This is a genomic window from Nocardia sp. NPDC047654 (genome assembly GCF_043205035.1).
Taxonomy (GTDB): Bacteria; Actinomycetota; Actinomycetes; order Mycobacteriales; family Mycobacteriaceae; genus Nocardia.
The window spans coordinates 158,242-170,768 of record NZ_JBIDDF010000012.1; the positions used below are offsets into that span (position 1 = coordinate 158,242).

Sequence of the window (12,527 nt, forward strand, 5' to 3'; positions counted from 1 at the left end):
CGTGTGAACGAGCTTGTGTGGCGCGGGACCGAGACGGACGAAATCGTCGCACCCGCGGTCGCTCCCACCCATGGACACACGAACAACATCGCCCGGGAACTGTTGTTCCCTGGAACAGTCAGACCCTCGGTAAGCTGCGGAGATGTCGAAAACAACGCCTCAACGGGCGATCGTCGACGTCGCCGCGATCCTGCTCGAGCGCATCGATGAACTCGGGCTGCGCCTGGCTCAGCGCTTCGTCGCCGAACTCGACACCTATCGCAACCAGACCCAAGTGCCGTTCGAGACGATCCACACCTCCTGTACCCGCAATCTCACCCTCATGGTCCGCCACTTCACCTCCACCGCACCGCTGGATCCCGAATCGCCCAAGGAGACCGGGCGACTGCGCGCCCGACAAGGCGTGCCGTTGGCGGAAACCCTGCATGCCTTCCGCATCGGGTTCGAATTCCTGTGGTCGGAACTGGTCGCCGAAGCCCGCCGACATCCCTCGGTCACCGACGTGATGCTGGTCGACCTCGCCGCGGAAGTATGGGCGCTCTCGGGCGAGTACTCCGTCGCCGTCGCCGCCGCCTACCGGGAGATGAGTTCGGAACTGATGCTCCAGCGCGAGCACGAGCGCTCGGTACTCGTAGAAGCGTTGTTCACCGGCGTCATCGCCGACCCTGCCACCCTGGGCGAAGCCACCCGAATCCTCGGACTGCCACCCACGGGACGCTATGTGGTGGTAGCAGCTGACGTCCCCGCCGCAGGTCGCGAGGCGCTGCCAGGGATCGAGACCGCACTGCGCGGCGCGCAGATCACTTCTGCCTGGCGGCTGCTGCCCGACCAGCAAATCGGTGTTCTGTCTGTGCCCGAGCACCGAGAAGATTCGGCGATCCGCACACTTCGCAAGTCTCGCGCGCGCGTCGGTATGAGCCCGCCCTACGAGGCGCTCACCGACACGCCACAAGCTCTGCGTTTCGCCCGCCTGGCAGTGAGTGGGCTGGGTACACGCGCCTTCGGCGTCGCGCGATTCGACGACAACCCCCTCGCGATGCTCATGGCGGCAGCCCCCGCCGAAGCCGAACGAATGGTCCGCCTCCGGCTCGGCCCGCTGCTCGCGCTGCCGTACGAGGAGCGGACCCGATTGCTGGAGACGCTCGAAACCTGGTTCGACGCAGGTGGTTCCGCCGCGCGGACCGGTGAACGCCTCTACCTGCACGCGAATTCCGTGCGGTACCGGTTGCGGCGAATCGAGGAACTGACCGGCCGATCGCTGACGAATCCCGCGGCAGTTCGCGATCTCGGCGCGGCGCTCGAAGCACTGCCGGTGCTCGCAACACGACCGCTGTGACACCGCCAGGTCCCGGCCGAGACCCCGTCGACCAGCCCGATTCGGTGCAGTTCTCCCCTGCACTGCACAAGGTGCGGGTGAGCTGCATGATCCGGGCTGCGGGGCGCATCGGTCGGCGACCAGTCGGGTACCGGTGCCGAGGGACCAGCACCGCATGCCAGGCGCTGCTTCCCAATCGATCCGAAGCTCGGTCGACCGGGTGTCCGGCTCGCCGCGGGTCCGCCGACCAGAGACCTAGTGCCGCGTCCAGGAAGGCCGACGTCGTAGCTGGGTGACCGGGGTGGCGGTTGATCACCGGTGGTGGGCGGTGATGCTGCCGGTGGAGGGGATTCCGGTGACTCGGAAGCCGGGACAGTGCGCCCGCGAACCGGCCCCAACTTCCCCACCGCCGAATTCCGCGCCGACTTCGTCCGAATCGCCGGCCCGAGCCCGGCCTGCGGGTTCGATCCGGAAGACCGGATACCGGCCCGCCTACCGACGATGGGTACGCAGTTGATACCGGCGCTCGGCGTACGCCATGTCGTCACGCCACAGCCGCGTCGCGGCGTGAGTCATCAGCGGGCGCAGCACCGGCAGGACCCGGCGCGCGTACCGGAACCCCGGCCGCTCCGAGTTCGCGATCACGACCTCGATCACCGCGGTACGCGCTCGGCCGTCGGGGCCGGAACCTATTGGGGTCGCGTGGGTTTCGATGACGCTCCCCGTTCCTTCGCCGGAGAGGATTCGCATGACGATGGTGCGCGGATCCGGGCAGGTGAACTCGGCCTCGACGGGCACCCCGAGCCGGCGGGTCACTCGGAAGGTCACGGTGAGCAGGAACCGATGATTCTCCTCCATGATGTCGTGCCGCGGCGGGGCCTGCGTCACCTCCAGGTGGGTGAACGAGTATGGATGCAACCAGGAGCCGTGCCAAGGGTCGAGCCGGTTCGCGATGATGTCACGAGGCTCGCATACGCCGGTCAAGCGCGTCACCGCGTGGACGGTGGTGTCGGCGGGGCGGGGGCCGATGATCGGTGTGTCGGTAGGTGTCTGCTCGCCGATCGTGTCCAGCCGCACCCAGGCCAGCACGCCGTCGTCGTAACTGGGGTATGGACACCATCGGGCGGATCCGGTCGCTTCTACCCGCAGACCATGCCATCGGCAGATCAGTGCGACGTCATCGACCTGCGCCTCGGCAAGTGGTGCTCCCAGATGCGGACATGCTCCCGGACCGACGTGCAGGACGTTCCGCTCGTCACGCCAGGCCACGAGTTCGATCCCGCCGATGGTCGTACTCAGCGGACGGTCGCGACCGATACTGCGACTGGCGGCGAAGGTGTACCAGTTACCCGAGGGACGCTGTTGTGACCATCGCAGCGCGGCCGCGATCAGACCAGGGTCGGCATCCCCGTGGGTCGGCCGTTGGCGAGACCATTCCTGCGGCGAGAACCGCTGTAGCGGCATGTTTTTCGGCCGTTTGCCGAACTCGGCGCGTTTGCTCATCGCGTCCCCTTGCGAGTGGCGAGCGTGCGCAGGATCGCCGATCGACCCTGGTGCGGGACCGTCTGCAAGGAATGCCCGGCACCAGCCCACTGACGAACCAGCGTGTTCGCCGCGATCCAGCCGGTGGTCGCGGCGCGCTCCATCAGAGCTACCGGCAAGTCGACGCGTATGCCGTCGCCGGCCAGCACCAATCGCGGATGCGGAGTCGAAACACCGGGCCGTCGAGCGAAGTCTCCGGGCGCGAACCGTGGGCAATCCTGCCGCCACAGTAGGTTCTCCCCCACGATGCGGGCCTCGGCGGTCTCGGGATAGATATGGTGCAGCCGGGTGAGCAGCCGTTCGCGCACCTCGTCACGTGCCGCGTCGCGCGGTATCTCATCCGCAACGGCGTAGGCGTGCAATTCGATGACGCTTCCACCACTACCGCGTGCCCAAACCGCTGCTTGCTTCTCGTACCTGTCCACCACGCTGATGTTGTCGAGCGGATCCAGGTTTCCGGTGCCGAGGAAGCTCGGGCGGTCGGCGCGCACCGGCTGATCCAGCCACAGACGGTGCACCGCGAAGGACGGCGCCACACCCATTCGGCCTACCTGTGCACGCCATGGCGTATCACCGAGCGTGGGGGACGCGGCGACTATCCGGCGCAACCCGGTGATATCGACGGCCAGGACCACCGCGTCGGCGGTCATCTCGGCGTCGGTGTCGTCGAACACTCGGAACCCGATCGCGTCGTCGGTATCAATTCGGTCGACGCACACGCCCGTGTGTACGCGGACCGTCCCCGGCCGCTCGGGCACTTGCGGCGCGGTGAGGTAGTCCGCGAGCGGCGCCCACAGGCTGACATCGAAATTGTCCTCTGCCACGTCGAAGAGCAAGCCCTCGCTGGAGCCCAGGAAGTAGATGTGGAACATCGTCGCCAGTTCGGCGGCGGACATGTGCTGGGGAGCGACGAAGAAGCTGCGCGAGAAGACCTCGAACGCGAGGTGGCGGGCCGCGTCGGGGAAGTTGACGCGACGAAGGAAGGTATCCGCATCCAGGTGATCGATCCTGTGGTAGATGTCCGGGACCGAGACCGCGGCCAGCGGCGCGGCGGCGCGTGGGTCCATACGAATCAGATCGCGCAACCGAAAGGTCGGGCTGCGCAGCGCGAAGGCGAGCGCATTCCAAGGTGGAGTCCTCGGCAGACGGCGAAAGGTGTCGCGGCGGCCCTCGGCGTCGATGAGCGGATAGTCGTCGAGCCGGCGCAGCCTGCGTAACCGTGGATCGGTGCGGGCGAGCAGTTTGCGAAGGTTGTAGTACTGCGCGAAGAAGGCGTGGAAGCCACGATTCATTCCGACCGCGCTGCGATCGGGAAGATGTTCGGTCCAGCCGCCGACACGCCCACCCAGGTACCGCTCGCGTTCGATGACCTCGACATGAAATCCCCTTTCGGCCAACCCCGTCGCAGCCGCCAGGCCGGCGATCCCGGCACCGACGACGACGGCCCGCGGACGCCGACCGCCACGGCCGACGTCCATGTACCCCGCGGCTGCGGGATAGTGCACGCGCCGAGGATCCCTGCCGTGCCGAGAAGCCGACGCACCGAGTCTCATCGCCGCACCTCACTCTGCCGCTGCCGGGTCCGCTCCCAGCCCAGGAGCACCGATGTCACCAAGACGAAACCGAACAAGAAGTCCTCCACCGGGATATCCCAGGGGAACCGGAGTCCGAGGATGTGGTCCGGGTTGTATCGCACGATCGGCGCGTCGAGCCTGGTCAGCCACCCGTCGACGGGGATTTGGAACCCCAGGACGATCAGCATCGTCAACCAGTAGCCGGGTCGCCGAAACAGCCCGGTTCGCAACAGCGCGCACTCGACCAGACACACCGCCACGACCGCCAGCAAGGCGGGCAGCGTATACCCCCAGCCCACCGAGTTCATCGTCGCAGCCCTTTCGTCGCGCTTCTGCTACCGCGGCGACGGCCTGCCCCGAGCAGCGTTTCGACCGCGCTGTAGGTCAGCAATCCGCACAGCGGGACAACGATGAAGAACAGCAACTCCTCCAGCGGAATCGCCCCGGGCAAGATCACGCCCAGCACATAGCGGGAGTTGAAATCCCACACACCGGCGGCAATCGCCACCAGGTCCCAGACCACGAACAACGTGACCACGGGCAGCAGGACGCCGAGCAGCAGCCGCGGCCTGCGGTAGACACCCGGGCCGAGGAACTCCAGCGGAGCGGTCAGCACCAGGCAGGCGACGAGAATAAGGAGATAACGCCAGTGGTCCATAGCAACACCTCACGTGTGTTCGCGCGGATCGGCGGAATCGAGCGATATGGCGGACCCGTCCAGGGTGACGTTCGAAGCGCTGGGCCGAGCCGGTCTCGCGGATCGCCGTATCCACCACGCTCGCAGCTGGCCCGCCGCGCCGACCTGTAGTCGGCGACCGATGCCGACTCTCGCACGTCGTCCGAACACTTCGAAGTCCGCCACTTCGATGCGGTCGAGTATCTCTGCATACAGCGTCGCCGCGGTCGTCACGCATGGCCGCGAGCGAGGCGCGAGCAATTCGATCCCCTGAAGCGCGTAATCGTAGACTTCTCTGGTGATCGCGTGCTGTGCCGCCAACGCGCGTCGCACTCGCGGCTCGCCTCGGCGATGTCGGCGGCACCACAACAGCAATTCCCGGTCCACACCGTATGCGGCCAGCTCGTCAGCGGGCAGATAGATGCGGTTGCGAGCCAGATCCTCGTCGACATCACGCAGGAAGTTCGTCAGCTGGAATGCCTTGCCGAGGGCGGCGGCGTACGGCGCGGCTGCCGCCGAGTCCCTGGTGCCCAGCACCGGCAGCAGCTGCAGCCCGATCACCTCCGCCGACCCGTAGACGTAGCGGTCCAGCGCGGCGCGGTCCGGATAGTCGGTCACGGAAAGATCCATACGCATCGAGGCCAGGAACGCACCGAACAGATCGTTCGGTATCCGGTAGGCCTCGGCGGTGTGCAGCACTGCGGCCAGTACCGGATCACCGCCGGTGTTCGCGGCTTCGAATTGCCGTGCCAACCTGTCCAATCGAGCAGCACGGTCGGCCGTTGACGAATGCGGGTCGAATTCGTCCAGGATGTCGTCGGCGCGCCGCGCGAATCCGTACAGCGCGTGCACAGCGGGTCGCTGATCGGGTGCGAGCAACCGAGTGGCGAGAAAGAATGTCTTCCCATCGCGAGCGTTGATTTCGCGGCAGATCCGATACGACTGCCGCAGTTCCTGGTCTGTGATGCCTGCGGCGTCGAGCTCCGTGCGCATCATGGCCACCTCCTCAGCAGCACGAATCGCGGGTATCGGCGGGCACGTGAGATGGAGACTGCACGCTGTCGCCGGTGGCAGAACACGTCCGGCGGCCACAGCGGTTTGTGCGATGCCGCGACGACTGTCATTCTTCGTCCCCTGCCCTCGGATGCCATTCCTGGATGGCGGGTGCGGATAACGCGCGGCGAGGGCCAGAGGCCACTTCCGTCAATGCGGCCGCGACGGCGTCGAAGGGGGACCGATTCGCGATTTCCAGCGCCAACCGGTTTGCCGCGTCACGGAAGCTGCCAGATCCAAGCACTCTGTCGACCGCCGCCGTGATGGCAGCGGGCCGGGGCCGGGCGGTGCGGAGATCGATGCCTGCACCGACGTATGCGACGCGGGCCGCGGTCTCAGGCTTGTCCGCAGTATCGCCCGCGACGATCAACGGCACTCCGTAGCGCAGCGCTTCGTTCACGCCGCCGTAGCCACCGTTGGTGATCATCACGTCGACCCGCGGCAAAAGCCGGTCATAGGGGATGAAATCGGCGGCATATGCGTTCGCGGGCAGAGTTCCGATCGGCGAGCGCGAGCCACCGGTACACGCGATGACCAGTAGATCGGGGCGTTGGCTCAGCGCCGACAGAGACGGGCGGAGCAACTGATCGAAACACCGATTGTCCCATGTGCCCTGCGTGACATGGACGATCTTTCTCGCATCATCCGAAGCAGGCCACCAGCTCGGCACAGCGACATCCATGGCGACAGGAGTCGGAATCGGTCCGACGAAGACCACCGACGGCGGCAGATCGTATCGCGGGTATTCGAATCCAGGCACAGTGAATTGCAATATTCGATCGGCAAGCAGGGGCCAATCGAGCAGAAAGGCCGGCGCGGGCCCCAGCTCGAGCGCGCGCAGTATTACCTCGAGCTTCGCCTGGACGCCACGAAACAGCACCTGCTGCACGAACCGGTTCATGGCCGAGTAATCACGACCCGCTCGCGGTTGCCAGCCGATCCCGAACGGCGGGCAGTCCGCGCTGGACAGCATCAACGGAACGACGCCGCAGGCGATCACCGGCGGACGTTCTCGCTGCGACAAGAGCAGCGGAATGGCACCGGTGAACATCACATCGACCAGAACGACATCGAAGTCCGTGCGATCCAGCTCAGCGCACAGTGCACGGTACTGCGCCGGGATCGGCGCGAGAAAAGCGGACTGCAACTCCGCCCGCCCGGTTTGCCACCGCCGAAGCAGGTCAGAGGCCCTACCACGTGGTCGCGCAGCGGGTGCGACCTCTGCATCTCGAGGTAGCGCCGAGAATTCGACACCCTGCGCTCGAGCGGATGCGCCGAACGCTGTCCCGGTGAGCAAGCGCACCTGATTCCCACGCCGTCGCAGCTCGGCCGCGACGGCCTGCATGGGTGCCACATGCCCGGATATCGGACTCGCTGCCAAGAGGTATCGAGCCATGCCCAGATTCCTTCGCTGATCTCTCGAGCATCGCAATAGTTTCGAGCGTGGCCGCCGTATCAAGTCGTCGGCTCGATATCGCCGACTCGCGCCCCATGCTTCCTGCCGGCAGTTCTCGTGGTGAACGCGAAAAAATCGGGTGCCCACCCTGTGTGCATCCAGATCAATTGTGTCAAATTTCCGCGGGGCGTCGGACCGAACGCGCAGAAGACACGCCGTTCCGGGTCGAGTGTGTCGATCGGGGCCGGTTGTTGGCGGTGGATCGGGGGGCGACAGGGCCCGGCTGTCCCGCGCCGCTATTTCAAGCCGTCGCCGGCCGAATCAGCTCACTGCGCTGCTGCTGTCGGTCCTGGAATCGGCGGCCGAGTCGCCGAAGCTTGCGCGAAATCGACACGCCCTTCTCAGCGGGCCGGCCACACTCGACGGCAGCCTCGCCCCAGGAGATCCCGGCACCGCCGCACCAGGTCGTCGCGATGGGGGGTTCGACCGGGTCCAACCGGCCCAACACTCGCTCGACCACCGGGTCGTCGAATCCATCGAGTTGCATTGGTTAACCCCAGGACAATGGGGTGACGGTCCACAGTTGACAGCGGTCTTGGATCGCATCCGTGTTCCGCGTCCAGCTGGTGGCCGTCCGCGCACGAGACCGGACCACGTGTCCCGCGCGCCGAGAACGACCTCCACCTCGCACTCCTCGACGATCGCGGGGGATCTCCTCGACGAGTATCAGCTGTTGGGCAGCCGACAGGGGCACGGCGCATCCGGAACCCGATATGCCAGTCCGAGGTACGCCGGATCCGCATGCGCAACAACATATTCCGGCCTACAGATACCTTCCGGCCCCAAGCTGGGCGCGCGGAGGTAGTGTGCTCGGCAAGTGGACCGCGGCGTCGGCGTACGTGCGATCATCGATCGCCGTCCGGTCACTGCTCCTCGCGCGGACTACTGAGCCGTCTCGAGGCGTGCGGCCGCCGACTCCATGCGTACTGCCGCCCTGTTCGCGAACTCGTCGTGGACCTCGGTCGCACGCCCTGGTCGAGCTCTCGCCGGCATCTCAGTCCTTCGGCGCGGGGTTGATTGTGTCGCCGTCCCAGCTCAGATCCGAATTTTCGGCGATCTCGAAAGCCTCGAAACGATCGTCGGCCACAACCGCGTCGATCAGAACCCGTGAGCCGGCGACGATCGTGAAGTCGAAGTCGATCTCGCTGGCTACGACCCATGCGCGGTCGGCGGGCCAGAGCAGCTGCGGCGTCACTCCGGGGAAGTCGGTCGTCCATCCCAGGCCCGCGGCATGTACCCAGCTGGGATCGGCGAGTTCGGAGAGACTGGTGTCGAACAGCATGAAGTCGCGTCCCGGCCACTGCAGGAAGGGCCCTGCCTCGACTGCCCGCCTGACCTGCGGCGCGAGAGAGGCAGCCAGCTCGGCGTCGATTCGAGTTCGCGCGCGCTCGAGGTTCTGCGGATCGCCGTCGGTGGACGCGACGAACACCGCACCCGAGGATGTGTTCAGCTCGCCGAATCCATTCCATACTCCAGCCGTTACCTCTTCCGGTGCCTCGGTGGCTGCGCGAAGGTGGACAGTGAGCGCGGCCAGCAGGCTCGGGTCGAACCACCCCTCGACGGTCTGGCCCACTGTCCAGCCGTCATCGAACGACATCGCCGCTTCGTCCTCAGCGTCGGTGAGGTTGCGCCACTGCACCAGCGGATGCATCACTCTGCCGTTGCGCGCGGCGACCTCGGCCCACGGCCACATCGCCTCCTCGATCTCGGGAGTGCCCCACTCGTCGGTGACCGTGACATCGCGGCGGGTCGCCTCGACCGGGTGCAGGATTCGCGCATAAGCCTCGAAGCCGGTACCAGCGACGCCGCCGACCCCGTGTTCGCCGACGCGCGCCAGCAGCCACCCACCGCGCTCCAAATCCGTTGTGAACTCCACTCAGCCAGCCTAATGAGCCACGCCTGTCGGGCAGCTCCGTCTCTGACGTCAGCTCCGGTCGCCGCGGTCGCCCTCCTGCGCCCGCCCGCCCACGCGTTCTCGTAAGCGTCGAGCAGCCTGCGGGCGTTGGCAGGCAAAACCAACGCAGACGACCGCGGCGGACATCACCGGTGAACGAGATGCCAGAATGCGGCATGGCGCAATCCACCGTCGTCATCGTCAGCGGTCCCCCGGGCAGCGGAAAGTCGACCCTCGCCCACGCCCTGGCCACGCGCATCGGTGTCCCAGCCATAATCCGTGACGAGATCAAACAAGGCATGGTGCTTTCCGGACACCGCGACCCCGCCGATGGATACGACGACCTCAACATCCCCACCCTGGAGGTGTTCTTCGCCGTCCTGTCCACCCTCGCCCGCGCCGGGGTCACCGTGGTCGCCGAGGCCGCGTTCCAGGACAAACTCTGGCGTCCGAACCTGCTGCCATTGGCCGAGATCGCCGACATCCGCGTCATCCACTGCACCGCCCCCACAGCACTGATCCACCAGCGCATCACCGCCCGCGCCGCCGCCGACCCGCACCGGCACGCCCACAACGACAGCGACCTCCTCACCTCGATCACCGCCGCAGGCCGATCACCCATCGAAGCCTTCGACCCGGTCCGGCTCGACGTACCGGCACTGACCGTCGACACCAGCGACGGCTACCAGCCCGACCTCGACGCGATCACACAATTCGCCATCCCACCCCGCGCCGCGACGTAGAGAAATATGAGGAACAACCTCGACGGGCGCGTCGTGGACAGGCAATCGTTGCAGCTGGTCGTTGTGGCCGGTGCGCATGCTGCGGAACTGCGCCCACGGATCAGAGCGACCTCGAGCTGAGATTAGTACTCTTTAGTCGATTCGAACCGTCAGGATCATCGCCGCCGTCGGGGTGTCGAAGTGCTCGCACCATATTGGCCCACCAGCGCGATACCGACTCCGATCATGAAGACCACTAAACCGTTTGTGGCATCGTTCATGTGTCCCGGTGTGTGCTGGGCAATCGCGATCCCGGCGATCGCCCAGCCGATTACCCCGATCGTCGTGCCGATCCAGAGCAGGACTCTGCTCCACAGAGGTGCCCGCGACAGATCCCCTGGAGCCGGGGAATCGTAGGTCGTGTGATAGACGTCGTCGCCAGCGGTCATGCCATCTCCGCCCGTGACGATTCGACTGCCGTGGGTGGCGGTGTTGATGATGGTCGAGCCGTTCATCCGGTCGAGTCTGTCTCGGAGCTCGGCGAGTTCGCGGGCGAATTCCGCGTCGGCGGATGCCACGCGTTCGATCTCATCGGCGAGTTGGCGGCGTGCTGCCATGCTGGCCGGGTTTCGGTCGAGGTCGTCGAGTGCGCGCCGTCCCAGTCTGCGCGCGACCGCGCCGGTAAGAGCCGTCAGTCCTTGATCCAGTGATCGGTCGACCAATCGTCCACCGGCTGCCCCCAGCGCCGCAGCCACGTATGCGGCAACGACCATTCCGTCGATCATGTCAGTCTCCTCCACAGCCGCCCCGGCAGCACACTCATCTCATCGAACGAGCCAGCGGCGTTGTTTCACACATTCCGACTGGAGATCGATCTCGCAGAATTCGGTACGACCCCGAGTTAGCGGTCTGCATGCCAGGAGTTGGACACGATCGCACACCGTGGATATCGAAAGGACATACCCGCAGCTTGTTTCAATCGGCGAGCGAAGATGCCATGATCCAGCTGTCTTCCAGTAAACATGCCGCGCATGTGAATTCCCCTGCGGACCTCACTCGTCGCACGACGGACTGGCTGTATCACCGTAGGGCGACCGAGTGTTCGAACTGTTTCCGACCTACCGGCGGCGTCGAGGCGTCGACGTTCTTGCACCGAGTTCGGCGAAGGTCATGAGGATACCGCCGATGAGGAAGAACGGCAGCAAGTTGAACTGTCCCGACACCGACGCGCCTTGGGACATACCGATCAGACCGCCGACGAAGCCGATACCGACGAAGATCAAGCCGATCCACAACAGTGCCTTGGTCCAGCTCGGAGCTCGGGACAGATCCTCATCCGACGCTATGTCGTATGTGGTGTTGTGAATGCTGCCTCCGGCCGTGATCCCTCTGCTGCCGGTGACAATCCGGCTGCCGTGAGTCGCGGTGTTGATCACGGTTACGCCGTTCAGCATGCCGAGCGTGGCTTGCAGGGCCGCGAGTTCGCCGGCGAATTCCGCGTCGGCGGCAGCCGCGCGTTCGATCTGATCGGCGAGTTGGCGGCGTGCTGCCATACTGTGCGGGTTCTGATCGAGGTCATCGAGTGCGCGCCGTCCGAGCCCGCGCGCGACCGCGCCGGTGAGAGCGGTTAATTGCTGATCCAGTGATCGGTCCACGGCCTGTCCGCCCGTCGCTCCCAACGCCGCAGCCACGTATGTGGCGACAACCATTCCGTCGATCATCTCAACTTCCTCCCCGGCCGTCCCGGCAACATGATCGTCTCATCGAACGAACCACATGCGGCGTTTCAAACATTCCGAGCTCAGTGTCGTTCTTATGCAGAGCTAACGCGCCAGGCACCTATTGTCAGATCCGTTCGGCTAGGAATTGCTTCAGAGCGAACCTGGCGCGGACCTGGGGAAGCTCGGCGATCATCGCGGCCTTCGAGACCGAGCCCGCGCCGCTACCGCCGATCCGGATCCGCCTGCTGCGCAGCAGAGCCGCGGGCAACGCCGCCTCGGTTCCGGCGAGCGAGCCGATCTGCGCGTAGTCGATCGTCACTTTCGTTGTCGCCAAGCAGTTTCCGAGGTCCTCGATCCAGCACGAGTGGTTGGTGGTGTCGGAGCAGTGGCATCGAGTGCCATCGGTGTGCGCCGACGACGCGTGGGAAGTTTTGTAATATACGGGGTTGCCGGTTGGCTCAAATCGCGAACCTCGGTGTCGGCTGATCGCGAATCCGACACCACCTCTGAGGGAGCAATTCCTTGTGATCGCGAATCCGGGCAGTGTAGGGCAACGGAAGCGGGTTGATGGTGG

Annotated in this window: 12 protein-coding genes and 1 pseudogene; 3 read left to right on the plus strand and 10 right to left on the minus strand. The window is 65.7% G+C overall.

All coding sequences use genetic code 11. The annotated features are described in order from the left end of the window. The first annotated feature begins 142 nt into the window (after positions 1 to 142). On the plus strand, positions 143 to 1,336 hold the full coding sequence (locus tag ACGF7Y_RS26240) for a PucR family transcriptional regulator (protein WP_393237734.1): 1,194 nt from the start codon (positions 143 to 145) through the stop codon (positions 1,334 to 1,336). Between the two features lie 471 nt (positions 1,337 to 1,807). On the opposite strand, the gene ACGF7Y_RS26245 is transcribed toward ACGF7Y_RS26240, so the two are convergent. From ACGF7Y_RS26245 to ACGF7Y_RS26270, 6 genes are all read right to left on the minus strand, one after another. Further along, positions 1,808 to 2,818 carry a DUF5914 domain-containing protein gene (locus tag ACGF7Y_RS26245; protein WP_393237737.1) on the minus strand — a complete coding sequence of 337 codons (1,011 nt, stop codon included), beginning with the start codon at positions 2,816 to 2,818 and terminating at the stop codon, positions 1,808 to 1,810. Then, entirely contained in the window at positions 2,815 to 4,410 is a 1,596-nt protein-coding gene (locus tag ACGF7Y_RS26250) for an FAD-dependent oxidoreductase (protein ID WP_393237740.1), read from the minus strand. Before ACGF7Y_RS26250 ends, ACGF7Y_RS26245 begins: the two co-directional genes overlap by 4 nt. Then, the gene (locus ACGF7Y_RS26255; RefSeq protein ID WP_393237742.1) at positions 4,407 to 4,739 is read right to left on the minus strand and encodes a lycopene cyclase domain-containing protein; all 333 of its coding nucleotides are present in this window, start codon (positions 4,737 to 4,739) and stop codon (positions 4,407 to 4,409) included. The genes ACGF7Y_RS26250 and ACGF7Y_RS26255 overlap by 4 nt, the downstream gene beginning before the upstream one ends. Further along, positions 4,736 to 5,089 (minus strand): lycopene cyclase domain-containing protein, encoded by a 354-nt coding sequence (locus ACGF7Y_RS26260; RefSeq protein WP_393237745.1) that lies wholly within the window; start codon positions 5,087 to 5,089, stop codon positions 4,736 to 4,738. The genes ACGF7Y_RS26255 and ACGF7Y_RS26260 overlap by 4 nt, the downstream gene beginning before the upstream one ends. A 9-nt stretch (positions 5,090 to 5,098) precedes the next feature. Next, positions 5,099 to 6,103 (minus strand): phytoene/squalene synthase family protein, encoded by a 1,005-nt coding sequence (locus ACGF7Y_RS26265; RefSeq protein ID WP_393237748.1) that lies wholly within the window; start codon positions 6,101 to 6,103, stop codon positions 5,099 to 5,101. A gap of 124 nt (positions 6,104 to 6,227) precedes the next feature. Further along, positions 6,228 to 7,307 (minus strand): glycosyltransferase, encoded by a 1,080-nt coding sequence (locus ACGF7Y_RS26270; RefSeq protein ID WP_393237751.1) that lies wholly within the window; start codon positions 7,305 to 7,307, stop codon positions 6,228 to 6,230. Between the two features lie 799 nt (positions 7,308 to 8,106). Here ACGF7Y_RS26270 and ACGF7Y_RS26275 point away from each other — a divergent pair. Continuing rightward, positions 8,107 to 8,217, plus strand: a pseudogene (locus tag ACGF7Y_RS26275) (IS5/IS1182 family transposase); the annotation flags it as partial. Between the two features lie 393 nt (positions 8,218 to 8,610). Here ACGF7Y_RS26275 and ACGF7Y_RS26280 read toward each other — a convergent pair. Then, positions 8,611 to 9,492, minus strand: a complete 882-nt coding sequence (locus ACGF7Y_RS26280) for a hypothetical protein (protein WP_393237754.1) — start codon at positions 9,490 to 9,492, stop codon at positions 8,611 to 8,613. 194 nt (positions 9,493 to 9,686) lie between these two features. On the opposite strand from ACGF7Y_RS26280, the gene ACGF7Y_RS26285 reads away from it, so the two are divergent. Then, positions 9,687 to 10,253, plus strand: a complete 567-nt coding sequence (locus tag ACGF7Y_RS26285) for an AAA family ATPase (protein ID WP_393237757.1) — start codon at positions 9,687 to 9,689, stop codon at positions 10,251 to 10,253. Positions 10,254 to 10,408: 155 nt separating this feature from the next. On the opposite strand, the gene ACGF7Y_RS26290 is transcribed toward ACGF7Y_RS26285, so the two are convergent. From ACGF7Y_RS26290 to ACGF7Y_RS26300, 3 genes are all read right to left on the minus strand, one after another. Then, positions 10,409 to 11,017 carry a hypothetical protein gene (locus ACGF7Y_RS26290; protein WP_393237760.1) on the minus strand — a complete coding sequence of 203 codons (609 nt, stop codon included), beginning with the start codon at positions 11,015 to 11,017 and terminating at the stop codon, positions 10,409 to 10,411. Positions 11,018 to 11,350: 333 nt separating this feature from the next. After that, positions 11,351 to 11,953 (minus strand): hypothetical protein, encoded by a 603-nt coding sequence (locus tag ACGF7Y_RS26295; protein ID WP_393237763.1) that lies wholly within the window; start codon positions 11,951 to 11,953, stop codon positions 11,351 to 11,353. A gap of 124 nt (positions 11,954 to 12,077) precedes the next feature. After that, positions 12,078 to 12,287, minus strand: coding sequence for a hypothetical protein (locus ACGF7Y_RS26300; RefSeq protein ID WP_393237766.1), 210 nt, complete (start codon positions 12,285 to 12,287; stop codon positions 12,078 to 12,080). Positions 12,288 to 12,527: the final 240 nt, after the last annotated feature.

Excerpts from the sequence above, each read along its gene's own strand:
- ACGF7Y_RS26240 (WP_393237734.1), top strand. The coding sequence starts at position 143 with ATGTCGAAAACAACGCCTCAACGGGCGATCGTCGACGTCGCCGCGATC.
- ACGF7Y_RS26245 (WP_393237737.1), bottom strand. The coding sequence starts at position 2,818 with ATGAGCAAACGCGCCGAGTTCGGCAAACGGCCGAAAAACATGCCGCTA.
- ACGF7Y_RS26250 (WP_393237740.1), bottom strand. The coding sequence starts at position 4,410 with ATGAGACTCGGTGCGTCGGCTTCTCGGCACGGCAGGGATCCTCGGCGC.
- ACGF7Y_RS26255 (WP_393237742.1), bottom strand. The coding sequence starts at position 4,739 with ATGAACTCGGTGGGCTGGGGGTATACGCTGCCCGCCTTGCTGGCGGTC.
- ACGF7Y_RS26260 (WP_393237745.1), bottom strand. The coding sequence starts at position 5,089 with ATGGACCACTGGCGTTATCTCCTTATTCTCGTCGCCTGCCTGGTGCTG.
- ACGF7Y_RS26265 (WP_393237748.1), bottom strand. The coding sequence starts at position 6,103 with ATGATGCGCACGGAGCTCGACGCCGCAGGCATCACAGACCAGGAACTG.
- ACGF7Y_RS26285 (WP_393237757.1), top strand. The coding sequence starts at position 9,687 with ATGGCGCAATCCACCGTCGTCATCGTCAGCGGTCCCCCGGGCAGCGGA.
- ACGF7Y_RS26290 (WP_393237760.1), bottom strand. The coding sequence starts at position 11,017 with ATGATCGACGGAATGGTCGTTGCCGCATACGTGGCTGCGGCGCTGGGG.
- ACGF7Y_RS26295 (WP_393237763.1), bottom strand. The coding sequence starts at position 11,953 with ATGATCGACGGAATGGTTGTCGCCACATACGTGGCTGCGGCGTTGGGA.